Below are 22,355 nucleotides of genomic sequence, written 5' to 3' on the forward strand. Positions count from 1 at the left end.
CCTTTCGCCGCCGTACTGGAGATATTCGGGTCAGGAGATGTTGGGGTCGAATGACAGCAACACATAGCTGCCCAGCACCAACGTGAACCCCATCGACAACAACAGCAAGCTATTGAGCCAGAACCGGGTGCGGTCTTTGCGACTGTAATCGTCGATGATGTTGCGTAGGCCGTTGCCGCCGTGGACTTGCGCCAGCCACAGCAGCGCCAGATCCCAGAATCGCCAGAACGGCGAAGCCCAGCGTTGCGCCACAAAGTTGAAGTCGATGCGGTAAACACCGTTGTCCCACATCAGCATGATGAATAGGTGCCCGAACGCCAGGACCACCAGCGCGACGCCGGAGAACCGCATGAACAGCCAGGCGAACTTCTCGAAGTTAGGGATGCCGGCGCGTCGGCGCGGCGAGCGAGGGTTGTCCAGGCTGGCTGGGCGGTCGTAGCTGCGCTGCCGCACCGGGGCTAGCTGACGGCTGAGCTGAAGATCGGGGCTGCTCATCGGAAGTGCTCCCACATGTGGACGCCAATGACCACCCCGGCCGGCACCAAGAGCAGCAAGAAGATGACGCCCACGACCCACAGCATCAGCCGTTGGTGGCGGGGGCCTTCGGACCAGAAATCGATCAGGATGACCCGGATCCCGTTCAACCCATGGAATCCCACCGCGGCCACCAGACCGTACTCCATCAAGCCGACGATCGGAGCCTTGTAGGTGGCAAGCACCGCGTTGTAGGTCTGCGGGTTCACTTGCAGCATCGCGGCGTCCAGCACGTGGACAAATAGGAAGAAGAAAATGGTCGCGCCGCTGATGCGATGCAGCACCCACGACCACATACCAGGATCTCCCCGGTACAGGGTGCGAGGTGGTCGCCGCCGGCGCGATGATGCCGCTACTGGCCTCGATGTAGCCGGATCCGCGGGTGTCGCCTGCGCAGTCACCGAGTCCTCACCTCTTCAATACCGCCATCAAAGTAGCTAGCTGGGCAATCGAGCTTAACGTGGCGAGAATGCGCACGATACCAACAGGCCGATCCAGACCCGTGGGTGTGGAAAATGTCTCATCTGGGCGGGGTCTGTGCGCTGAGTGCGAGCCGCAATGGCTCAGCTGCAGCGCGGTTGGGGCGTCGGCGACACACCGCCGGCGCCGCGGCCGTTGATCACCGATAGAGTCGCCCGATGAGCACGCCATTGCACCTAGAGAACATCACACACGCGCCGAAGGCCCTGCTGCATGACCACCTTGACGGCGGGCTGCGCCCGGCGACCGTGCTGGATATCGCCGGTCAGGTCGGCTACGACCGGCTGCCCGCCACCGACGTCGAGTCACTGGCGACCTGGTTTCGCACTGCGTCGCACAGCGGCTCGCTGGAGCGCTACCTGGAGCCGTTTTCGCATACCGTTGCGGTGATGCAGACGCCAGAGGCGTTGCACCGGGTGGCCTACGAGTGCGTGGAAGACCTCGCTGCCGATTCGGTGGTCTACGCCGAAGTCCGGTTCGCTCCGGAGCTGCACATCGACAAGGGGCTGTCGTTTGATGAGGTCCTCGACAGCGTGCTGGCGGGCTTCGCCGACGGTGAGAAGGCTTGTGCCGCCGAAGGCCATTCCATCACGGTGCGCTGCTTGGTCACTGCGATGCGGCACGCGGCGATGTCGCGGGAGATTGCCGAACTAGCGATTCGGTTCCGAGACAAAGGCGTAGTCGGATTCGACATCGCCGGCGCTGAGGCCGGGCACCCTCCGACCCGGCACCTCGACGCTTTTGAGTACATGCGTAGCAACAACGCGCGCTTCACTATTCATGCGGGTGAGGCGTTCGGGCTGCCCTCCATCCACGAGGCGATCGCGTTCTGCGGGGCGGACCGGCTGGGCCACGGGGTGCGGATCGTCGACGACATCGACGTCGATCCCGATGGGGGCATCCGGTTGGGCCGCCTGGCCTCGATACTGCGGGACAAGCGCATACCGCTGGAGCTGTGCCCCAGCTCGAACCTGCAAACCGGCGCGGTGGCAAGCATCACCGAGCACCCGTTCGATCTGCTGGCCCGGGCCCGCTTCCGGGTGACCGTCAACACCGACAACCGGCTGATGAGCGACACGTCGATGAGCCTGGAGATGCACCGCTTGGTGGAGGCGTTCGGCTACGGCTGGAGTGATCTCGAACGTTTCACCATCAATGCCATGAAGTCGGCGTTCCTTCCGTTCGATCAGCGGTTGGCGATCATCGATGAGGTGATCAAGCCCCGGTTCGCGGTGCTGGTCGGGTAGCGCGAGGTTTGGCGCGTTGAGATGAGGTGACGACCAACCGCGGCGCTGCGCAGGCGGCGATCGACATCTATTTCGTTATCCAGCGGCCGGTGAATGCCCAATCACGGTGGGACGGAACCCGTATCGAGGAGTAGCACCGATCGTGCCGTTCGCCGCCATGTTCGTAATCGGCGCCATGGGTGGTGGTACACCTGCCGGTCCGCGTGCGTCGACCCCCAGCGTGGAGCCGAGGCCGGTGGTCGGCAACGCGGTGACAGGATTAATCGGGGAAGCCCCCGCCGCCCAGGCCTGCGGTGCCGACAGCGCACCGATCGATGTCGCCCGGCCCAACCCTGCTGATACCGCCGCACCGCCCTCGCCGACGCTCAGGTTTGCCGAACCCGCCGACCACAACGCCCCCGAACCGAATCCGCCCGCCAGGGCCGGCCCTGCCGCCTTAACTTCCTGGGTGACCGCGCTGGTCGTGGACATCAGAGACTTCGCGGTGTTCGCCATCGACAAGCCCTGCTGCGAAAACGACGCCGCCGTCGACACCGGCGACATGACCGTGTTCAGGTTCTTAAGCACGTCCAGCGACGGTGCGGAAGACGTGGACAACGGTGAGGCAAGTCCCTGGAGTGTCCCCGGCACCGCCGACATCGCCTGTGACAGCGTTGCCTGCGTGTTTGTTGCGGCGGATGTGCCGGTGGCTTGGGCGACCGCCGCGGCCTGTCCGGCCAGCCCGGCCGGATTGGTGGTCGGTTGCGGCGGGGTGAACGGCGTCAATGTGGAGGCGGCCGCCGAGGCGCCAGCATAGCCGTACATGGTGGCGGCATCCTGCGCCCACATCTCGCCGTAGTGGGCTTCGGTGGCCGCGATCGCCGGGATGTTCTGCCCGAGGATGTTGGTCGCGATCAGCGACATCAGCAAACTGCGGTTCGCCGCGATCACCGGCGGGGGCACCGTCATCGCAAAGGCGGACTCATAGGCGCTCGCCGCTGCCCGCGCCTGAGTGGCCGTCTGCTCAGCCTGGGTGGCGGTGGTCCTCATCCACGTCACATACGGTGCCGACGCTGCGGCCATCGACGCCGACGCCGGCCCCGACCACGACCCACCGGTCACCCCTGAGACCACGGACGCGTAGGAGGTCGCCACAGAGATCAATTCAGCGGCCACCGCGTCCCAGGCGGCCGCGGCGGCCAACAACGGCCCCGGGCCCGCACCGGTATACATCCGCGCGGAGTTGATCTCCGGCGGCAACATTCCGAAATCCATTGCTGAATCCCCTTTTTGGCTCTATCCGGCCGCGATGGCGTTCGCAGCCTCGGTGGCGGCATACGACCCGGAGCTAGCGCCCATAGTCGCCACGAACTGTTGATGAATTGCCGCGGCCTGGGCGCTGACCGCCTGATACACGCCCGCGTGCGCGGCGAACTGTGTCGCTGTCAGCGCCGACACCTCATCGGCGGCGGCGGGAATCACCCCGGTGGTCGGGGTTGCCGCGGCCGCAGTGCAGGCGCTCAACGCCGAGCCGAGGGCTGCTAAGTTGCCGGCCGCCGCCATCAGCATTTCCGGCTGCGTCGTCAGAAATGACATGTGCTTCCTTCCTCGCCAGATGTGATGAAGACCGGTGATCACGTTGTTCGGGTTCTGGTGGTCGGTTCGACGCTGACGGTCCGAGGCGAAGCTGAAGCGGAGCTGAAAGAGGTGCGATAAGACGCGGTTCACTCAGCTTGGCTTCAGGAATGCCGTCACAATGGCGGTGTGCATGGCACACATCGGTCTGCTTCGGATGCCAGCCCACCCAGGGTGCTGGTGGTCGAGGATTACGGCGCTATCCGGGAGATGGTCGTGGAGGCGCTTGCCGATGCCGGCTATGTCAGCGGTGGACGGGTGGACGGTCGTGGGCTCGAGGACGTGCTGGCCGCGTTTCGTCCGGACCTGGTGGTGCTGGATGTGATGATGCCGGGCCGTGACGGTTTCACCCTCATCGACGTGGTACGGGGATACGGCGATGCCGGCATCGTATTGCTCACCGCCAAAGACGCGCTTCCCGACCGATTGCGTGGGCTGGATGCCGGCGCGGACGACTACGTGGTCAAACCATTCGACGTGGCCGAGCTGGTGTCTCGAGTCGGTGCTGTGCTGCGACGGCGCGGACGGGTGCCGTCGGCGATCCAGGTGGGTGACCTTGTTTTGGATGTAGAGGCCGGCATGGTGAGTCGAGCCGGTGCGGTGCTGGATCTCACCGGCACCGAGTTCAAGCTGCTGCGGTATCTCGTCGAACAGCGCGGGCGGACGGTGAGCAAGGATCAGATCCTGGCAGCGGTATGGGGATATGACGCCTACGACGCCAACCTCGTCGAGGTGTACATCAGCGGGCTGCGTCGCAAGCTGGAGGCACGCGGATCTCGGATGTTGCACACCGTCCGGGGTATCGGCTACCAGTTATCGGCCGGTCGTCCGTGACAGCATCGACCACCCCCACTCCGTCGCTGCGTCGGCGGGTGACCGTCGCGACCGTCGGCGTGATCGCCGTGTTGCTGATCGTGCTCGGCGTGGCTATCGACGAGGTGGTGGGAGTGCAGCTCAACCGTGATCTCGAGTCCCGGCTGGCCGATAGTGTCTATCGCGCCGGCAATCTCGTCGAGGCTGGGGTTGAGCCGGCCGAAGTCGTCAACCAGCTGCAAGGGCAGACCATCCGCGTGCGGCTGATCAGCCCGGACGGCACTCGCTACGGTGACCTCACGCTCCCGCCCACGACGTCACCACCCTCGCCGCCGGGCGGGCCACCGCCACCACTGACCCGCACCGAGATGACCAGCAAACGGGTGACCCGGGTGCTGCAGGACGGTTCAAAACTCACCATGGTGGCCAAAACAACCGGAATCCATCGTCGCCGGGCAGTGCTGCGCCGAGATCTGCTCGTCGGCGGCGCCATCACCCTGGTCCTGGTCGCGCTGTTGGTCAGCCTCGCCGCCGGACGCGCCTTGGCGCCGCTGCAGCGGATGACCTCGACCGCGGAGCGGATCACCTACGGCGATCGGGGGCGCCGACTCCGACCGGACCGGCCAAAAACCGAACTCGGCCACGCCGCCGCGGCGTTCGACAACATGCTTGACGCACTCGAGAACGCTGAAGCCAAGACTCGCCAGTTCCTCTCCGACGCGGCACACGAGTTGCGCAGCCCGGTGGCCGCCATCCAGGCCGTCGCACAGCAGTTGACAGCTATCACCGAAACGACCGGCCATGACGACGACGCTGCAGCCGACTCTGCGACGGTTCGCCGACGCCGGTACGCCGCGCTGTTGGCCCGTGAAACACGCCGAGCCACCAGGTTGGTCTCCGACCTGCTCGACATCGCGAGCATCGATGCGGGAGTGACCCTGCGCCGCGAGGACGTTGACCTCGTTGACATCGTCGCCGCCGAAGTGGACCGAGCCGCCATGCTGGCCCCGAGCCTGACGCTGCTGCTGGCCGGGGACGGCAATCAGCTACCGATCCGAGCCGACCCCAGCCGCATCGCGCAGATCCTGTCCAACCTGCTGGACAACGCCCGCCGATACACCCCGCATGGCGGCAAGGTCACCGTGCGCACCGCAGCCCGTGAACACAACGCTGAGGTGACGGTCGTCGACTCCGGCCCTGGTATCCCGGAGGCTGACCGGGAGCGGGTTTTCGACCGATTGGTCCGCCTTGACGACGCCCGTGACCGCGACTCCGGTGGCGCTGGCCTCGGCCTGCCAATCGCCCGAGCATTGGCCCAAGCGCACCACGGCGCGCTGGAGTGCCTTCCCCAACCTTGCGGAGCGGCTTTCCGGTTAACCCTGCCGATGGTGCCGGCATCCACCCGGCAGGCAGTCTAAGCCAACTCTGTCCAGCTACCGTCCATCGGATCATCACCTGGCTAGCTGATGAAGAACGGGAGGCGCCGTAGCCGCGGCGCTCATGTCTAGTGGCGCGCAAGAACGCGGTGTCGTCTACATCGATCGCGGTCGGCGCATCCAGCTGGGCGCGGTGATCGATGATCGGTTCGCCGCACGCGGTGACGATCCGCATGATCGTTGCCAGCCAATAGCGAGCGTGCACGCCAGCTGCGACACCGCGCCGTCACAGATCCACGTCTTTTTGGGGCACCACGCATGTGGGCAACACCAGACCTGTTTGTGTCAGCACGCCACGACCGGTCTGCCGCCGATCGGAAGGTCCCGAACTCACACCGGCTGGCGATTCTTTGCCCGCGTCGCCGCGCCGCAATCGGGGCGCGGCACCCACCTCCGTGACGGTCTCGACCACCAGCTCACCGCCGGCATCCGCGGCGGCTAGCACGCGAAACCCGTCCAACCCGAACAACGCAGCAACAATCGAACCGCTTCCATCTGGGGCTCCTCGACAATCCGTGTGATCTTGGTCGTGATCACGGATCGGGCGAGCCCCAGGCTCACCATCCGCTCATTTCAGAACCGCGGCGTGTCGCCCGGACTCCCCACCTCCCAGGTTTGTGGAGAAGAGCCGCATAACCATTGATTTTGCGAGTAACTGCGCCGAGATGGTATCGTAGTTGACACGTGTCAAGTGCATGGTGCACGTTCACATAACTAAGCGGTCGAAGGTAGTGCTAGTGACTTATCCAAATTAATGCAGAATAGAAATAGTAGAAGAAGACTCGATTTGCCGTCCGACGAAGAAGGCTTCAATCAAGAAGAATGACTGAGGTGAGCACCCAGACGGTGGAGATAGCTCACCAGATTTCGATAGCAAATGCTCAGAAGGCCCCGGTGGTGACCCAAGATTCCCGCGCCGGGGACGGATAGCGTGTCAGCTCTGTTGGCGAGATTTTTAATACTCGCGAAGACCTGTACCGGGTGCATACCGGTTGAGGCGTGGACATCGGCAAGCGGCTCTCCTGGAGCCTGGGGGCTGCCGTATCTGCTTATATGCACACCGCCGAGGATAACGAGGTGAATAGTGTCACAGCTTAGGTACTCACGGTTTGCTTCCGGCGAATAGATCTGCCAGCGATATATTGCATTGTAGAGTTTAGAAGAAAGTAACCGAGGTGATAAATTTTAACGCATTTCCACCCGAGGACAACGCTAGCAATATTTGTGGTCCGGGTTCTGAGCCGATACGGGCCGCTGTAGCAGCATGGGAAAGTCTGGCGCGAGAGTTGGTTGCTAAGGCGCGGGAGTGGAAAAGTCAAGTTAGCGCGACGGAGGGCTTGTTTCAAGGTGAGGCAGCGCGCAAATTTAAAGCAGCGGCAAGACAGTACATTGACTGGCTGTATGACCACATCTGCAGAGCATATGAGACCGCCGACTCTCTCTGTGAAGCGGCGGAAGTCTACGACATGGCGGTCGGCTTGATGGTGTCGACAGCCTCGATTTTGGCGAACCGCGTGGCTGCCTGGACTATGAGAGCAAACAACGTTTTTTTTGGGCAATTTACCCCCAGAATCGCGGAGCTGGATGCCGAATATCAAGAGATGTGGGCCACCAATGCGGGAGTGATGAATTGGTATCAGTCTGCTATCCACGATATTATTGCGCAGGCTAAGACAAGCGAAAGCATACCGCCGCCTCCGGTGATCTCCAGCGCGCGCTTTAGCGACGTTTATGTCAGCGAAAACATAGTAATACATGATTAACCTAATTTTTCTGTTGGATAGCGTCAGCGGCGTTTGAGGGCTCTTCGCAGATGAGGGTGTAGTGGAGGTCGGCGCGTCGTTTGCCGGGTAGGGGTCGAGGTCTTCCGATGATGGAGGGTCCTCTACACCAATCCATCCTGTTGAGGCCTAAAGGCTGCCGCATCTGCCTATACGCGCACTGATGAGCGCACCGAGGAGGATCGGTGTCTGAGCTTAGGTACTCACGGTTTGCTTCCGGCGAATAGATCTGCCAGCGATATATTGCATTGTAGAGTTTAGGAGAAAGTAACCGAGGTGATAAATTTTAACACATTTCCACCCGAGGACAACGCTAGCAATATTTGTGGTCCGGGTTCTGAGCCGATATGGTTCGCTGCAGACGCATGGGCCAGTCTGGCGCAAGATTTGCGTGATGCGTCGGAGCAGTGGGCTAATCAAGTTGGCGTGGCGGAGGGCTTGTTTCAAGGTGAGGCAGCGAGCAAATTTGGAGCAGCGGCACGGCAGTACTATATCTGGCTGAGTAAACACGCCGAAACGGCCGATGAGACCGCCTGGTATCTCGATATAGCGGCGCTTGCCTACGAAAGGGCGGTCAAGTCGATGGTGCCGGAAGCTTCGGTAATGGCGAACCGCGTGGCTGCCTGGACTATGAGAGCAAACAACACTTTTTTTGGACAATTCACCCCCAGAATCGCGGAGCTGGATGCCGAATACGAAAAGATGTGGGCCACCAATGCCGAAGCGATGAATGTTTATCAGTCTGCTATCCTCGATATTACGGAGCAGGTTGTTGCGGAAAGCGAAATTCTACCGCCGCCGCAGGTAATATTCAGCTCGCGCTTTAGCGACGTTTATGTCAGCGAAAACATCATAATACAATAGTAATCCAATTCCTTTGTTGGATTGGGCATCGACGGTGTTTGAGTTCTGACCGCTGGTGGCGTCTGGAAATTTGGTGTCTTGGGTGGGTGGTCGGTGGTGGGGTCACCCTACCTGGAGGTGTCTCGGCGCGGACCCTGTCCGGATAGTGGCCGCGGTGGTGTTCGTTCGTGATGCCCCGCCACCTGGCCGGCGGATAACCGGCTGCGGTTTGCTCCCGGCGAATAGATCTGTCAGCGATATGTTGATTATAGAGTTTAGGAGAAAGTAACCGAGGTGATAAATTTCAACGAATTTCCGCCCGAGGATAACGCTAGCAATATTTGTGGTCCGGGTTCTGAGCCGATATGGTTCGCTGCAGACGCATGGGCCAGTCTGGCGCAAGGTTTGCGTGATGCGTCGGAGCAGTGGGCTAATCAGGTTAGCGTGGCGGAGGGCTTGTTTCAAGGTGAGGCAGCGCGCAAATTTGTAGAAGCGGCAAGACAGTACCATACCTGGCTGGGTAAACACGCCTTCAAGGCCAGTGAGACCGCCTGGTATCTCCGGCAAGCGGCGTCGGCCTACGAAACGGCGGTCAACTCGATGGTGTCGACGGCTTCGATAATGGCGAACCGCGTGGCTGTCTGGACTATGAGAGCAAACAATGTCTTTTTTGGACAATTCACCCCCAGAATCGCGAAGCTGGAAGCCGAATACGACAAGATGTGGATCACCAATGCGGAAGCGATGAATACATATCAGTCTGCTATCCGCGGTATTATGAGTCGGGCTAAGAGAAACGAAAGTATACCGCCACCTCCGGTAATCTCCAGCGCGCGCTTTAGTGACGTTTATGTCAGCGAAACATCATAATACAATAGTAATCTAATTCACCTGTTGGTTGGCGTCGGCGGCGTTTGAGTTCTGACCGCTGGCGGCATTTGGAAATTGGCGCCTTGAATGGGTGGTCGGTGGTGGGTCACCCTACCTGGAGGTGTCTCGGCGCGGACCCTGCCCGGATAGTGGCGGCAGTAACGCCGGCGATACGGCACTATTGGCGCTGTAGCCGCGACGCTCATGTTCAATGTCGTCGCCGGCCCGCGGCGCTATTCGCGCCGTAGCCGCGACTCCACGAACTGCTCCAATTTTTCCCATTCCCGTACCGCCGCGGAATACGGGGCTGCAGGCTTGTCAACCGAGCCGGGATCCAACACATAGGCCACCAGCTTGCCCAGCGGCCGGTCCGTGTCCAGCGCCGTGTCGACCGTGCTTTCCTCGGAGTACTCGCCGATATCGCGGAGCAGCTCGACGGCCAGGTCCAGCTGGTCACGATCCACAGCGTCCGGCCCATCGGCAAGGTCATCGCTTAACCCGCTGAGCACGTAGATGTTGTCGTCGGTGATGTCGACTGCTAGCGAACCGTCCGTGGCAGCGGTACGGATGTCGTCGTAGGTGTTCAGATCGGACAAGTCATGGTCGTGCTCGTCGGCCAGGTAGCGGGCCAGCGCCCGCTCCGAGCGGGCAGGCTGACCGTTGGTCAGGTGCGTCACGATCGCTTCGCCGACATCGACGGGAAGCGGAAGCCAATCAACCCGATTGCCTTTGCCATGGACGGTGATTTCACCGCTGCGCCAATCAATGTCACTCAGCTCCAGGGTGGTGACTTCGGCGCCGCGTAACCCCAGCCGCGCCAGCATCGTCAAGATCGCGTAGTCGCGGCGGCCCACCACCGCCGTTCGATCACAGCCTGCCAACAGCCGCGCCACCACGGCCGCGTCTTGCCCGCGCGGCAGCGACGCCAGCCGAACACGCTTGTCCTGAGACTTAAGCAATGCGATCTCCTCACGCTCAGCGAAGGACAGGTAACGGCCCGAGGGCTGGAACTTCAGGTCGAACGGTGACATGCCGCCAGCGTTGTGGAACCAGCGCGCCCCGACCGCCTGCGCCACGCCGACAACGCCCGCGGCTTCTTCGGCGAGAAGCCCTTTGGCGATCTGCGCCCAGAACGCCACCTCGACATGACGCTGATACTTCGGGTGCCCTGGCGATCGAAGCTTCGGGCGGATTGCCCGGTCCGCTGCTTGCTGTCGACGAACCACCTGACACCTCCACGATCACGAGGTGTTGCGACGACCAGTTGAATCCGCCGGTTTTCACTGGCGGCAATACCGAGGTCTTCAAGTTCGTCGGTCAAAAACCGATAGCCCAGAGTCGGATCGCCTTGATGGATCTCGTGGAGGACGTTGATCGTATGGGCGTCATCCCAGTCGCGTTGTGATACAGGGGCTTTGCGCCACCGGTAATATCCCTGGGTCGATAACCCCAGGACCCGGCACGCCACCGCGACCGGCACCCTGATTCGGGCACCGGTCGCGGCCATCTCACGGACGAGCGGGAAGACCATTTTCCCCGCAAGTTCGCCTGCGACAGATAGGCAGCCGTCCTGCGCAAGACCTCATTCTCCTGCTCTAGGAGCCGGTTACGCTTCTTGAGCTCACGCAACTCGGCACGCTCGGTATCGGCTAGCCCAGGCTGGTCGCCATACTCAATGTCGGCCTTCTTTCCAGTTATGCAGACATGCCTCGGAAATCCCGAAATCCTTCGCGATCTGGATCAACGGAGCCTGCCCCTTCCGGGCAACAGCCACGACATCGTCGCGGAACTCCTTCGGGTAAGGCTTCGCCATGATCAAACCCTGGGTAGAACCGATCGCGTTGACTAGTTTGCGGTTGACGTTCATATCGTAGTCGGTCAGCAGAGCGGCGCGGACACGTCGACGCCCGTAGGTGCCGCGGCAACGTTGGTGGATCTCGGTGATGGTGTCGGCCACGATAAGGCGCCGAAATCTCGGGATCCGGCACTGGCCGTTGCCGATGGTATTGCAACAGGGAACGCGCCAATCCTGTTATTCGGCAGGCGGATCGGGCTGAATGTCGTCGCGTGATCAGTCCTTCAGTGATCGCGCGTCGGCGTTTTGGGGGTCACCACCTCCGGCGCGTCGAGGAGCTGGCAGGCATCTCGGGTCAACGCCAACTCAGCTTCAAGCTGCGCGATCCCTTTGCGGGCAGCGGCCAGCTCGTCTGCCTCTACACTTGGAGTGCCGTCGAGGACCCCGGCATCGATCAGCGCTTGACGTTTCCACCGGAAAAGTGTCGCCTGGCAGATTCCGGTCTCGTCGGCTACCGCGGCAACCGGTTCACCCGATCGCAGCCGAGCGACAATGTGCCGGCGCACCGATGACGAGTACATACGGGGCATGTGACCTCCTGATGATCACTTTGCCCTCGACTCTCATAACCGTGGACCAACAACACGGGTACACATCACCCGGTCTCAATCACCGGGAACACGCCACGCACGCACGCGCCCTGTCCATATAGCGGCGCACCGTCTTGCGGTCGGCACCCGACATTCGAGCAATCTCCCGCAACCCTCGACCTGCTAGCCACAGCCGCAGGATCTCTCTGATCTCGATCACCGATACCTCCCGGTAGCTCATTCGACTAAATACAGCGCCCGAGCAACCGGAAGACCCAAAGCCACGCCGAGCGGTGGTCCCATAACTGGCAAATTAGCTAGCCAGATGTCCCCGCCATAGCAAACGGATGGTCCTATGTTTATGGCAAACCAATTCAAAACCGGTCCCATCCTCCTGGCAAACGATAATGTGTACCCTGGCGGCGCAAACCAAAGTTGCTGTAAGGCTGCTGAAGTGTTAACTTATGATGACATTCACATAAACTAAACGGCCGAGGGGGAGTGCTAGTGACTTATCCAGACTCAAGCTTACAACCAGGCGATTTGGATCAGTTGTTCCCGGAACAAGGCTTGGAGCTGCTAGGAAACCCGGATGCGTCCTACCAAGCAAATTTTGATCCGTCACCAGTAAACCTTGATGAACAATTGCAGTCAGGGTTTGATCCACTGTCGGCAAACCTTGATCTACCTTCGCCAGGAAACTTGGATCCGTCGCTAGCGGGCAAATACGAGCCCTTGCAGCCAGACGTAGGTCCGTCACCGGTAAAGCTTGATGAGCAATTGCAGTCAGGGTTTGATCCACTGTCGGCAAACCTTGATCTACCTTCGCCAGGAAACTTGGATCCGTCGCTAGCGGGCAAATACGAGCCCTTGCAGCCAGACGTAGGTCCGTCACCGGTAAAGCTTGATGAGCAATTGCAGTCAGGGTTTGATCCACTGTCGGCAAACCTTGATCTACCTTCGCCAGAAAACTTGGATCCGTCGCTAGCGGGCAAATACGAGCCCTTACAACCTGACTTGGGTGCATCGTTATCGGCAGACGTAAATGCGATGCAGGCAAATCCAGATAGCATGGCTGATGTAAGCACCAAGATGACGGAGATAGCTGACAGTATTTCGATAGCAAATGCCCAGAAGGCCTCGGTGATGACCAAGATTCCCGCGCCGGGCAAGGATAGCGTGTCCGCTTTGTTGGCGAGATTTTTTAATGCTCGCGGACAGCTGTACCAGGTGCATACCGACCGAGGTGCCGACATCGGCAAGCAGCTCTCCCAGAGCCTAAAGGATGCCGCATCCGCTTATACGCGCACTGAAGAGCACAACGACAAGGATTTTCTGCGTCAGTTGTCGTAACGAGAATAATCTCTGAGTCTTCTCGAGAATGATTAATGCCTGTTTAACGCCCGTAGGCTGCTGTACCAGGTGCATACCGGCCGAGGTGCCGACATCGGTAAGCAGTTTTCCTTGAGTGTGGGGGCCTGCAGCATCTGCTTATACGCGCACTGCCGAGGGCGGCGACTAAGGATCGTGTCACAGCTTTAGCTACTCACGGTTTGTTACCGGCGAATAAATCTACCAGCGATATGTTGATTGTTAGACTTTCGGAGAAAGTAGCCGAGGTGCCACATTTCAACGCATTACCACCTGAGATCAACGCTAGCAATATTCGTGGTCCGGGTTCTGAGCCGATACGGAACGCTCAAACAGCATGGAACGGCCTGGCGGAAGAACTGTATTCCACGGCGGCACAGTGGCGAAGTCAAGTTGGCGCGACAGATGCCTTGTTCCGAGGTCCGGCAGCGAGCAAATTTGTAGCAGCGGCAAAAGAGTACAATTCCTGGTTGTATAGGCACGCCGGCACGGCCAGTGAGACCGCCGAGTATCTCCATCAAGCGGCGGATGCCTACGAAACGGCGGTCACCTTGATGGTGCCGACAGCTTCGATAGTGGCGAACCGCGCGGCTGCCTTAACTATGGAAACAACCAACCTTCTGGGGCAATTCACCAGCCAAATCGCGGAGCTGGATGGCGAATACCAAAAGATGTGGACCACCAATGCGGAAGCGATGAATCAGTATCAGTTTCACATCTTCGATATTATGGAGCGAGCTGAGAAAAGGGGAATTATACCGGCGCTAGGAATGTTTTTCTCGCCCCAATAGGTCCCATGATCTGGCGCATTCAGCTGCGCCGCTTTGGCGCGGCGGGCGGCGGATTGGCGGTCCCGGCGGGTGACCTCATCGGCCAGCAGCATCTGCAGAAAGTCGTGATGCGGCAGCCGATTCGATCCGGCTAGGGCAAGTCGCTCGGGCAAAGTGTCAAGCAGCTGGCCAAGCTTGAGTCGGCGCATCAGCGCCTTCAGATCTGCAGATACTTCGATTGGCTTAGTCGCCGGGCTGAGGTCTAGATGTCAGGTGCTCACGAGGACCTGCGCACGGCGAAATCGGTAGCGGCGCGCACGAACCGCGATGCCGCCGGTGGGGCCGACAGCAGCGGCAGCTGTTCGCCCACGCCGCGAGTCAGTATCCGCTCGATGAGTCCGGCGTCGATGGCCTTGGCGTCTAGCGCCCGGCGGCAAGCGTCATCGACCGCCTCGGCGCCGTGGCGGCGCACCAACCCGAGGAGCCAGTAGACATGGCGCATCTTGTTCCACGGCAGTGGATGCTCGAGCATGGCCGCCGCGTACATACCGACATGCTCGCCGTGTGCTGATGCTTTGCGCTGCAACATGTTCAGATCATACATCGCACAGACCGATACCTCGGCTGGCATATCAGCAGGGTCGGTGTGGCGGCGACCTGGCGGCATCACCGGGTGGATCTTGATCAGCTCATCTCGCCAATACAGTTTCACTGTTCGTGCGTCGGCGCAGGCATCCAAGCGGCGTCCGACCAGGTCACCGGGAACGCTATAGAGCGCCTTGGCGACTTGCACATGTCGATCCGGGGCCACCTTGGGGTGCGTCCAGACCGGGATGTCGAATACCTCTTCGGACACCGGTTTCAGCTTCGGTAGCTCGTCGGTGGCGAACACGTCGGCGGGACGCAGGCGGGTGGTGCTGTGCACCCGCATTCCCGCCACCTTTCCACACCAGTACTCGGCGCGAGCGCGACAGTCACCGAGATCCCGAAAGTCCTCTCCGGCAAAGAAATTGTCGCGCACGTACTGCACCATCAGCTCCACCCTGGGTTTACTTTTCGTGCTCCGGATGCGTGTTGGGTCTATCGCGAATCCTCGAGCCCGGGCATACTCACAGAACGTGTCTTTGAGCCTCGGATCGGTCGCATCCGCGCGGTCGACGATGGCCTTCATGTTGTCGGGAATCACGACGGCGAACACCCCGCCAAAGAACGCCCACGCGGCTTCGAAGCCGGCAATCACATCGCCCAGCGTCTGCCGATACGTCGGCCAGACGAACATGTGCCGCGAATACACTGCGATGAAAATCAACCCCTGCACCACACGACGCCGACCATCGGCCGCATCGGTAAGCATCCCGAGCCGGCCGAAGTCGACCTGCACCTCCGCGCCGGGGTCACAATCGGCAACCCGTACCGTCGTCTTCCGTCGACCAAAGTCTAATTCCGTTGTGACATAGCGGTGCAGCGTCCGATACGACACCACCACACCCCGGCACCCGAGCAGCGTGTGCACCCTCGTGACCGTTAGACCATCATCGAGCCATTCCTTGATCTGCTCGTGCTGGCCAGCGATGATTTCCCATGCTTCGCTCTTGCCATTAGGCCGACTCGGCCGCGCACCGGCAATCACCGCCGCAAGCAGCCCGTCAGTCAACTGGGCGATCTCACCGTCGCGGTCCAATCCGCACGCACACGCCCTGTCCACATAGCGGCGCACCGTCTTGCGGTCGGCACCCGACATTCGAGCAATCTCCCGCAACCCTCGACCTGCTAGCCACAGCCGCAGGATCTCTCTGATCTCGATCGCCGATACCTCCCGGTAGCTCATTCGACTAAATACAGCGGCCGAGCAACCGGAAGACCCAAAGCCACGTCGAGCGGTGGTCCCATAACTGGCAAATTAGCTAGCCAGATGGTCCCACCATAGCAAACGAGTGGTCCCATGTTTATGGCAAACCAATTCAAAACCGGTCCCATCTTCCTGGCAAACGACAGCGAGTATCCCGGCGGCACAACCATAAATTGCTGTAAGGCTGCTGAAGCGTTATCGTATGATGGCATCCACATATACTACGAGGTCGATAGGGAGGAGTGCTAGTGACTTATCCGCAGCGAGGCGTACAAGAAGGCCAGTCGTCCGTATACGTAAACGGGAATTCGCAGTCAGCAAACTTTAATGCGCCCCCTCAATGGAGCTCTAATACGTCGTCAACAGACTTGGATCCGTCGCTGCAGACAAACCAGAATGCAACGCGGGTAATGCCAGGTAGCCTGACCCTGGCAAGCAAAAAGATGGTGACGATAGCTGACAGTATTTCGATAGCAAATGCCCAGGGGGCCTCGGCGATGACCAAGATTCCCCCGCCGGGGGCTGATAGCGTGTCAGCTCTGTCGGCGAGATTTTTTAATGCTCGCGGAGACCTGTACCGGGTGCATACCGATCGAGGCGCGGACATCGGTAAGCGGCTCTCCTGGAGCCTAGAGGAAGCCGCGAAGAAATATCAAAGAGCCGAGAGCGACAACAACGAGAGTTTTGGCAAGATTCAATAATGCTCGTTTAAGGCTCGCGGGCTACTGTGCCAGGTGCATATCGATCAAGGCGCGGACATCGGTAAGCGGTTCTCTTCGATCGTGGGGGGCTGTCGCATCTGTATTATACGCGCACTGCCGAGGGCGGCGACTAAGGATCGTGTCACAGCTTTAGCTACTCACGGTTTGTTACCGGTGAATAAATCTACCAGCGATATGTTGATTGTTAGAGTTGAGGAGAAAGTAGCCAAGGTGTCAAATTTCAACTTGTTACCACCCGAGGTCAACGTTAAAAATATTAGTGGCCCGGGTTCTAATCCAATGCGGACCGCTGTAGCAGCATGGGACGATCTGGCGAGAGAGTTGGCTAATGCGGCGGCGCAGTGGAAATTTCAATTACAGGCGACGGATGCCTGGTTTCGAGGTCCGGCAGCGCGCAAATTTGTAGCAGCGGCAGACTTGTACAATCGATGGCTGAATACACACATAGAAACGGCCACTGAGATCGCCATGTATCTCAATAAAGCGGCGTATGCCTACGACATTGCGGTCCACTCGATGGCGCCGACAGCTTCGATAGTGGCGAACCGCTCGAGTGCCTGGACTTTGAAAGCAACTAATCTTTTGGGGCAGTTCACCACCAAAATCATGGAGCTGGATCAGGCGTACCAAGAGATGTGGGTCCAGAATGCGGAAGCGATGAATCAGTATCAGTATACTATCTTCGATATTATGGCGCGGGTTGAGGAAAGCAGAATTAGCCCGGCGCCGGAGGTAATCCTCGACTCTCGCGGGCGTGTCGGCGGCTTTGATAACAGCGAAGAAATACTAATCTAATTCCTCTGTTGGATTGGTGTCGGCGATGTTTGAATTTTGGGTGGTCGGTGGTGGGGTCATCCTGCTCAGAGGTATCGGACTCTGGCCCGGTAGTGGGCCGCCGTAGCTTCTGTTCATGATGGCCCGCCACCTGGCCGGCGGATAACCGCTGTAACTCGGACTATTTCACCCATAACGTAACGAAATTAACTGTAAGGAGATAAAAAGTATGACTGCACGTTTTATGACCGATCCGCACGCGATGCGGGATATGGCGCGCCGTTTTGAGGTGCACGGCCAGACGGTGGAGGACGAGTCGCACAAGATGTGGGCCTCGACGCTGAACATCGCGGGTGCAGGTTGGAGTGGGGCCGCGCAGGCAACCTCGTTTGACACCATGGGGCAGATGAATCAGGCGTTTCGCAACATCGTGAACATGCTGCACGAGGTGCGTGACCAGCTAGGTGCTGCTGCCACCCGCTACGAGCAGCAAGAGCAGGCCTCCCAGCAGATCCTGCAGGGTAGCTAACGGCGGAAAACCGCTACAGTCCACGACCTTTTCTCATTCACTTTCTCAATTGAGGAGCACAAAAACTCATGTCCAGCATTAACTACCAGTTCGGGGATATTGACGCCCACGGCGCCACCATCCGCGCGCAAGCCGCGTCGTTGGAAGCCACCCATCAGGCCATCCTGGCCAGTGTGCGCGACGCCGCTGACTTTTGGGGCGGCCAGGGCTCGGCGGCATGCGAGCAGTTCATCAGTGATTTGGGCCGCAACTTCCAGATGATCTATGAGCAGGCCAACGCCCACGGCCAAAAGGTGCAAGCCGCCGGTAACAACATGGCCGACACCGACCGCTCGGTCGGTTCCGCATGGGCCTAACCCCCACACCGGCCAGTTAGGTGAAGTGACAATCCCCGGGAATCACCAAGACGTTTGGTTGTCGGGGATTGATCCTAAGATGAGCCGAGCACCGCGCGTGGCGATCGCGGTAGCGACCTTTAAGCCAGCTACTCGGTTTGCTACCGGCGAATAGAACTACCGGCGATATGTTGATTATAGAGTTTAGCAGAAAGTAACCGAGGTGCAAAATTTCAACGCATTTCCACCCGAGATCAACGCTAGCAATATTCGTGGTCCGGGTGCTGAGCCGATATGGATCGCTGCCGACGCATGGGACAGTCTGGCGGAAGAATTGCACGCTAAGGCGCGGGAGTGGGCTAATCAAGTTAGCGCGACGGCGGCCTTGTTTCAAGGTCCCGCAGCGCGCAAATTTGTAGTAGCGGCAAGACGGTACTGTACCTGGCTGAATACACACGCAGAAACGGCCAGTGATACCGCCAAGTATCTCCATCTAACGGCGTTGGCCTACGAAAGGGCGGTCGAGTCGATGATACCGATGGCTTCGATAGTGGTGAACCGCATGGCTGCCTGGATTATGAAAGTAACCAACCTTCTTTATGGGCAAAACATCACCAGAATCGTAGAGCTGGAGTGCGAATACGAAATGATGTGGGCAAAGAATGCGGAAGCGATGAATGAATATCAGCCTGATATCCTCGATATTATAGAGCGGGCTAAGGGGAGAGAAATTATATCGGTACTGCCGATAATCTTCAGCGCACGCTTCAGCGACGTTATGTCAGCGGAAACATAGTAATAGACGATTAATCTAATTTCTCTGTTAAATTGGCGTCGGCGGCGTTTGGGATCTGACTGCTGGCGGTGTCTGGAAATTGGCGCCTTGGATGGGCGGTCGGTGGTGGGGCCACCCTGCCCGGATGTATCTCGGCGCGGACCCTGGCCCGATAGTGGCCGCCGTAGCGTCGGCGCTGCGGCGCTATTCGCGCCTTAGCCGCGACGCTCATGTCCAATGTCGTCGCCGGCCCGCGGCGCTATTCGCGCCGTAGCCGCGACTCCACGAACTGCTCCAATTTTTCCCATTCCCGCACCGCCGCGGAATACGGGGCTGCAGGCTTGCCGACCGAGCCGGGATCCAACACATAGGCCACCAGCTTGCCCAGCGGCCGGTCCGTGTCCAGCGCCGCGTCGACCGTGCTCTCCTCGGAGTACTCGCCGATATCGCGGAGCAGCTCGACGGCCAGGTCCAGCTGGTCACGATCCACAGCGTCCGGCCCATCGGCAAGGTCATCGCTTAACCCGCTGAGCACGTAGATGTTGTCGTCGGTGATGTCGACTGCCAGCGAACCGTCCGTGGCAGCGGTACGGATGTCGTCGTAGGTGCTCAGATCGGACAAGTCATGGTCGTGCTCGTCGGCCAGGTAGCGGGCCAGCGCCCGCTCCGAGCTGAACACGCTGATCCGACCGTTGCGACCCAGGAAAATCGGGCGATCGTCCAGGTAGCAGCGCAGTGTGTAGAACGTGCCGGTCCCCGTCATGATCCGGACCGGGTCGATACCCACCTGCAGCCAGAAGTCCTCGTCACTGCCCAGCACGACGGTATCGCCGGCCGCGCGGACCTCGTCTTCGTCTTCGGTGTCCTCGGAGTCGTCTGCCTGAGCGGTCTCGCCGTCCGCACCATCGTCGTCCGGCTCCACCTCCGGCTCTTCTGGTTCCACGGGGTCCTCAGCTAGTTCGTCGGCGGCCTTGGCCGACATCGCAGCGTTGACCTCTGGGGTGCTGAGGACCTTGTCGATCGCGCTCAGCACGTCGTCCCAGCTTCGCCCGATGATTTCGGCGATCGAATTCCAGCGTTTCTGGCCGGCTCTGCCGGTGAAATGCTCGATTCCGCCGGACACCGTGCCCAGGCTGGGATTGCCGTTGAAGAATTTCGACACCGCGGGTAGCTCACACACCGACCCGATGGACGCCACTACCGCCAGCGTCGCCGCCAGCGTGGTCACCGACTCGGCGGTCGGCTTCTCGGCCATCAGGTCCTCGACAACGACCAGATCGAACTGCTTGTCCTCGCCAGGATCGAGCTTGTGTGCGTGAGCGGAGGTCAGGTCTTTCCAGGCGGGGTGGTCGACTAGATCGTTGTCGGAATCGGTGCGCACAAATGCGACCAGGTCAGCGACCGTCTCAAAGGCATACAGGTCGTCGTCCTTGCCCAGAAATGCTTCCCATTCATCGCCGGCGTCGCGCCAGCGGGGTGCCCACACGGTGTAGCGATCACCAGCGGGCAGGCTCAGTCGGATGGGCACGAGGTCTGCAACCATGCGGCACACAATAGCGGCGGCCCGTGACGGCGCTGGATCTAGTCCACAGGTAACGCAGCCCGCCGGTGACTACCCGCCCCAGATGTCGGTAATTGCGGCAGCGCCGGCCGCGTTACCCGTTTTGGGTAGCCCATACATCTGCTGCAGCGTGGACAGCACGTTGTAGTGACTGATCTGCTCGTTGTAGGTCCCGGGCCGCACCTGCGCGCCGTAGAACACGGTGGGGATTTGGTTGCGATTGGTGTTGTCGTCCTCGTCCCAGGTCACGATGAGCAGGCTGTTGTTGGCCACCGCCCAGTTGGCGTACCCGGAAAGGTTGCGGCTGAGCCAGGCGTCGGCCACCGCGATCGAGCCGCTATGCATGTTGTTGTCGTCGTTGGGAATGACGAACGACACGGTCGGCAGGCTGGCGTACCCTTCCGGGTTCCCGGGCTTCGGAAAGGCCGAGAACGGCACCGAGTTCGTGGCCGGTACATTGCTGAAGTTGACCCAGGGCGCGTGCTTGCGTTGGTACTTGCCCGCAGCGCAGACCGGGGAACCGACCGCGGGCAAGCCTTCGGCGAAGCCGGCGAATGTGTAGCCGGCGGCGAGTAATTCAGAACCCAGGTTGGGCAGGGTGCCGCCATTGAGCGGGCAGAGGTTTTTCCGCACCCCGAACGTGTCACCGGCGAACAGCGCCAGGTAGTTCGGTTCGCTCGGGTGTGTTTCCGCGAACGATTGGGCCATCATTGCGCCGTTAGCGGCCAGCGCATTGATGAAGGGAGCCGACCGGTTGCCGATGATGTTGGCTTGCGAGTGGTTTTCTTCCACCACGATGACCACGTGCGCGGGGGCCGGCAGGGCTGCCGCGGCAAGGCCGACCCGAGGAACCGATGGGCAGCCCGCCAGCCCGCACACCAGCACCGCGCCGAACAGCCGGAAGGCTCGATATGTCGAGCTCATTAGCCTTCTCGGGGGGTTCACTCGGGGAGTATATGGGCGGGGTTGACCCGCTGAGGGCAGGCAACTAAGCGTGTCAGCTGGGCTAATTCCGATTGTTATATAGGGTCAAACCCTGTGGACGTCCGTGTCATCGACCACCCATTGGCCGCCGCCCGGCTGACGGTGCTGCGGGATGAACGCACCGGCAACGCCGCGTTCCGGGCGGCGTTGCGTGGACTGACGTTGATGCTGGTCTACGAGGCCACCCAGGACGCGCCCTGCGAAACGTTTTCGATCCGCACGCCACTGACCCAGACGCTGGGCGTCCGGTTGGCCAGACCGCCGCTGTTAGTTCCGGTGCTGCGGGCCGGTTTGGGCATGGTCGATGAGGCGCATGCCGCCCTACCCGAAGCCCGGGTCGGGTTCGTCGGCGTTGCCCGTGATGAAGGGACGCACCAGCCGGTCCCGTATCTGGAATCGCTGCCCGACGACCTGACCGGCCAGCCGGTCATGGTGCTCGACCCCATGCTGGCCACTGGCGGGTCGATGACACACACCATCGGTTTGTTGCTGCGCCGCCAGGCAACAGAGATCACCGTGCTTTGTGTGGTGGCCGCACCGGAAGGCATTGCGGCAGTTGAGAAAACGGCGCCCAACGCACGGCTATTCACCGCTGCCGTCGACGAAGGGCTCAACGAGGCGAAATATATCGTGCCAGGTCTCGGTGACGCCGGCGACCGCCAATTCGGGCCCCGCTGACCCG

The 22,355-nt window shown here is 60.4% G+C and carries 23 protein-coding genes and 6 pseudogenes; 15 read left to right on the forward strand and 14 right to left on the reverse strand.

Going from position 1 to position 22,355, the window contains the following annotated elements:
- Window positions 1-30: 30 nt before the first annotated feature.
- Complete coding sequence (locus B586_RS04460; RefSeq protein WP_054880591.1) at window positions 31-495, reverse strand: succinate dehydrogenase hydrophobic membrane anchor subunit; 465 nt, start codon at window positions 493-495, stop codon at window positions 31-33.
- Window positions 492-830, reverse strand: a complete 339-nt coding sequence (sdhC, locus tag B586_RS04465; protein ID WP_047313387.1) for a succinate dehydrogenase, cytochrome b556 subunit — start codon at window positions 828-830, stop codon at window positions 492-494. Before sdhC ends, B586_RS04460 begins: the two co-directional genes overlap by 4 nt.
- Before the next feature lie 342 nt (window positions 831-1,172).
- Between sdhC and B586_RS04470 the strand changes: the two genes are divergently transcribed.
- Window positions 1,173-2,261 carry an adenosine deaminase gene (locus B586_RS04470; protein WP_047313386.1) on the forward strand — a complete coding sequence of 363 codons (1,089 nt, stop codon included), beginning with the start codon at window positions 1,173-1,175 and terminating at the stop codon, window positions 2,259-2,261.
- A 75-nt stretch (window positions 2,262-2,336) separates the two neighbouring features.
- On the opposite strand, the gene B586_RS04475 is transcribed toward B586_RS04470, so the two are convergent.
- Window positions 2,337-3,515: a PPE family protein gene (locus B586_RS04475; protein WP_054880590.1), complete on the reverse strand. Its 1,179-nt coding sequence runs from the start codon at window positions 3,513-3,515 to the stop codon at window positions 2,337-2,339.
- A gap of 21 nt (window positions 3,516-3,536) precedes the next feature.
- Window positions 3,537-3,836: a PE family protein gene (locus B586_RS04480; protein WP_047313384.1), complete on the reverse strand. Its 300-nt coding sequence runs from the start codon at window positions 3,834-3,836 to the stop codon at window positions 3,537-3,539.
- A 168-nt stretch (window positions 3,837-4,004) separates the two neighbouring features.
- On the opposite strand from B586_RS04480, the gene B586_RS04485 reads away from it, so the two are divergent.
- From B586_RS04485 to B586_RS04510, 6 genes are all read left to right on the forward strand, one after another.
- The gene (locus tag B586_RS04485; protein WP_054880589.1) at window positions 4,005-4,709 is read left to right on the forward strand and encodes a response regulator transcription factor; all 705 of its coding nucleotides are present in this window, start codon (window positions 4,005-4,007) and stop codon (window positions 4,707-4,709) included.
- Window positions 4,706-6,106, forward strand: coding sequence for a sensor histidine kinase (locus B586_RS04490; protein ID WP_056936228.1), 1,401 nt, complete (start codon window positions 4,706-4,708; stop codon window positions 6,104-6,106). The genes B586_RS04485 and B586_RS04490 overlap by 4 nt, the downstream gene beginning before the upstream one ends.
- An 82-nt stretch (window positions 6,107-6,188) precedes the next feature.
- The gene (locus B586_RS04495; RefSeq protein WP_054880587.1) at window positions 6,189-6,566 is read left to right on the forward strand and encodes a hypothetical protein; all 378 of its coding nucleotides are present in this window, start codon (window positions 6,189-6,191) and stop codon (window positions 6,564-6,566) included.
- 733 nt (window positions 6,567-7,299) lie between these two features.
- A complete protein-coding gene (locus B586_RS04500; RefSeq protein ID WP_082607513.1) occupies window positions 7,300-7,887 on the forward strand; it encodes a PPE family protein in 588 nt (195 codons plus the stop codon).
- A gap of 294 nt (window positions 7,888-8,181) precedes the next feature.
- Window positions 8,182-8,769, forward strand: coding sequence for a PPE family protein (locus B586_RS04505; protein WP_082607514.1), 588 nt, complete (start codon window positions 8,182-8,184; stop codon window positions 8,767-8,769).
- 273 nt (window positions 8,770-9,042) lie between these two features.
- Entirely contained in the window at window positions 9,043-9,618 is a 576-nt protein-coding gene (locus tag B586_RS04510) for a PPE family protein (RefSeq protein ID WP_054880584.1), read from the forward strand.
- Window positions 9,619-9,851: 233 nt separating this feature from the next.
- On the opposite strand, the pseudogene B586_RS21835 reads toward B586_RS04510, so the two are convergent.
- The 6 genes and pseudogenes from B586_RS21835 to B586_RS20715 form a co-directional block, all read right to left on the reverse strand.
- Window positions 9,852-10,262: pseudogene (locus B586_RS21835) on the reverse strand (primosomal protein); the annotation flags it as partial.
- Window positions 10,263-10,277: 15 nt separating this feature from the next.
- Window positions 10,278-10,649, reverse strand: a pseudogene (locus B586_RS21840) (tyrosine-type recombinase/integrase); the annotation flags it as partial.
- 230 nt (window positions 10,650-10,879) lie between these two features.
- Window positions 10,880-11,431, reverse strand: a pseudogene (locus tag B586_RS21845) (transposase); the annotation flags it as partial.
- 63 nt (window positions 11,432-11,494) lie between these two features.
- Window positions 11,495-11,575, reverse strand: a pseudogene (locus B586_RS21850) (IS3 family transposase); the annotation flags it as partial.
- A 122-nt stretch (window positions 11,576-11,697) separates the two neighbouring features.
- Window positions 11,698-12,003, reverse strand: a complete 306-nt coding sequence (locus B586_RS04525; RefSeq protein WP_054880582.1) for a transposase — start codon at window positions 12,001-12,003, stop codon at window positions 11,698-11,700.
- A gap of 97 nt (window positions 12,004-12,100) precedes the next feature.
- A pseudogene (locus B586_RS20715) lies at window positions 12,101-12,244 on the reverse strand (helix-turn-helix domain-containing protein); the annotation flags it as partial.
- Between the two features lie 266 nt (window positions 12,245-12,510).
- On the opposite strand from B586_RS20715, the gene B586_RS20720 reads away from it, so the two are divergent.
- Window positions 12,511-13,356, forward strand: coding sequence for a PE family protein (locus tag B586_RS20720; RefSeq protein WP_156406708.1), 846 nt, complete (start codon window positions 12,511-12,513; stop codon window positions 13,354-13,356).
- A 266-nt stretch (window positions 13,357-13,622) separates the two neighbouring features.
- On the forward strand, window positions 13,623-14,165 hold the full coding sequence (locus B586_RS19855; protein ID WP_168162503.1) for a PPE family protein: 543 nt from the start codon (window positions 13,623-13,625) through the stop codon (window positions 14,163-14,165).
- 17 nt (window positions 14,166-14,182) lie between these two features.
- Here the strand turns inward: B586_RS19855 and B586_RS22900 are convergent.
- A pseudogene (locus B586_RS22900) lies at window positions 14,183-14,353 on the reverse strand (ATP-binding protein); the annotation flags it as partial.
- Window positions 14,354-14,421: 68 nt separating this feature from the next.
- A complete protein-coding gene (gene istA / locus B586_RS04540; RefSeq protein ID WP_054880579.1) occupies window positions 14,422-15,972 on the reverse strand; it encodes an IS21 family transposase in 1,551 nt (516 codons plus the stop codon).
- Between the two features lie 269 nt (window positions 15,973-16,241).
- Here istA and B586_RS20725 point away from each other — a divergent pair, with 269 nt between their 5' ends.
- The 5 genes from B586_RS20725 (at window position 16,242) to B586_RS04565 (ending at window position 19,149) form a co-directional block, all read left to right on the forward strand.
- Window positions 16,242-16,694, forward strand: a complete 453-nt coding sequence (locus B586_RS20725) for a PE family protein (protein ID WP_156406709.1) — start codon at window positions 16,242-16,244, stop codon at window positions 16,692-16,694.
- Between the two features lie 231 nt (window positions 16,695-16,925).
- Complete coding sequence (locus B586_RS04550) at window positions 16,926-17,510, forward strand: PPE family protein (protein WP_168162504.1); 585 nt, start codon at window positions 16,926-16,928, stop codon at window positions 17,508-17,510.
- A gap of 208 nt (window positions 17,511-17,718) precedes the next feature.
- Window positions 17,719-18,018 (forward strand): WXG100 family type VII secretion target, encoded by a 300-nt coding sequence (locus tag B586_RS04555; protein ID WP_054880576.1) that lies wholly within the window; start codon window positions 17,719-17,721, stop codon window positions 18,016-18,018.
- 68 nt (window positions 18,019-18,086) lie between these two features.
- On the forward strand, window positions 18,087-18,374 hold the full coding sequence (locus tag B586_RS04560) for a WXG100 family type VII secretion target (RefSeq protein ID WP_047314363.1): 288 nt from the start codon (window positions 18,087-18,089) through the stop codon (window positions 18,372-18,374).
- 202 nt (window positions 18,375-18,576) lie between these two features.
- Window positions 18,577-19,149: a PPE family protein gene (locus B586_RS04565; protein WP_054880575.1), complete on the forward strand. Its 573-nt coding sequence runs from the start codon at window positions 18,577-18,579 to the stop codon at window positions 19,147-19,149.
- A 238-nt stretch (window positions 19,150-19,387) separates the two neighbouring features.
- On the opposite strand, the gene satS is transcribed toward B586_RS04565, so the two are convergent.
- On the reverse strand, window positions 19,388-20,671 hold the full coding sequence (gene satS, locus B586_RS04570; RefSeq protein WP_054880574.1) for a protein export chaperone SatS: 1,284 nt from the start codon (window positions 20,669-20,671) through the stop codon (window positions 19,388-19,390).
- A 69-nt stretch (window positions 20,672-20,740) separates the two neighbouring features.
- The gene (locus B586_RS04575) at window positions 20,741-21,613 is read right to left on the reverse strand and encodes an alkaline phosphatase family protein (protein ID WP_054880573.1); all 873 of its coding nucleotides are present in this window, start codon (window positions 21,611-21,613) and stop codon (window positions 20,741-20,743) included.
- Window positions 21,614-21,727: 114 nt separating this feature from the next.
- On the opposite strand from B586_RS04575, the gene upp reads away from it, so the two are divergent.
- Window positions 21,728-22,351 (forward strand): uracil phosphoribosyltransferase, encoded by a 624-nt coding sequence (gene upp / locus B586_RS04580; protein ID WP_047313379.1) that lies wholly within the window; start codon window positions 21,728-21,730, stop codon window positions 22,349-22,351.
- The last annotated feature ends 4 nt before the right edge of the window (window positions 22,352-22,355 follow it).

Source organism: Mycobacterium haemophilum DSM 44634 (assembly GCF_000340435.2).
Lineage (GTDB): Bacteria > Actinomycetota > Actinomycetes > Mycobacteriales > Mycobacteriaceae > Mycobacterium > Mycobacterium haemophilum.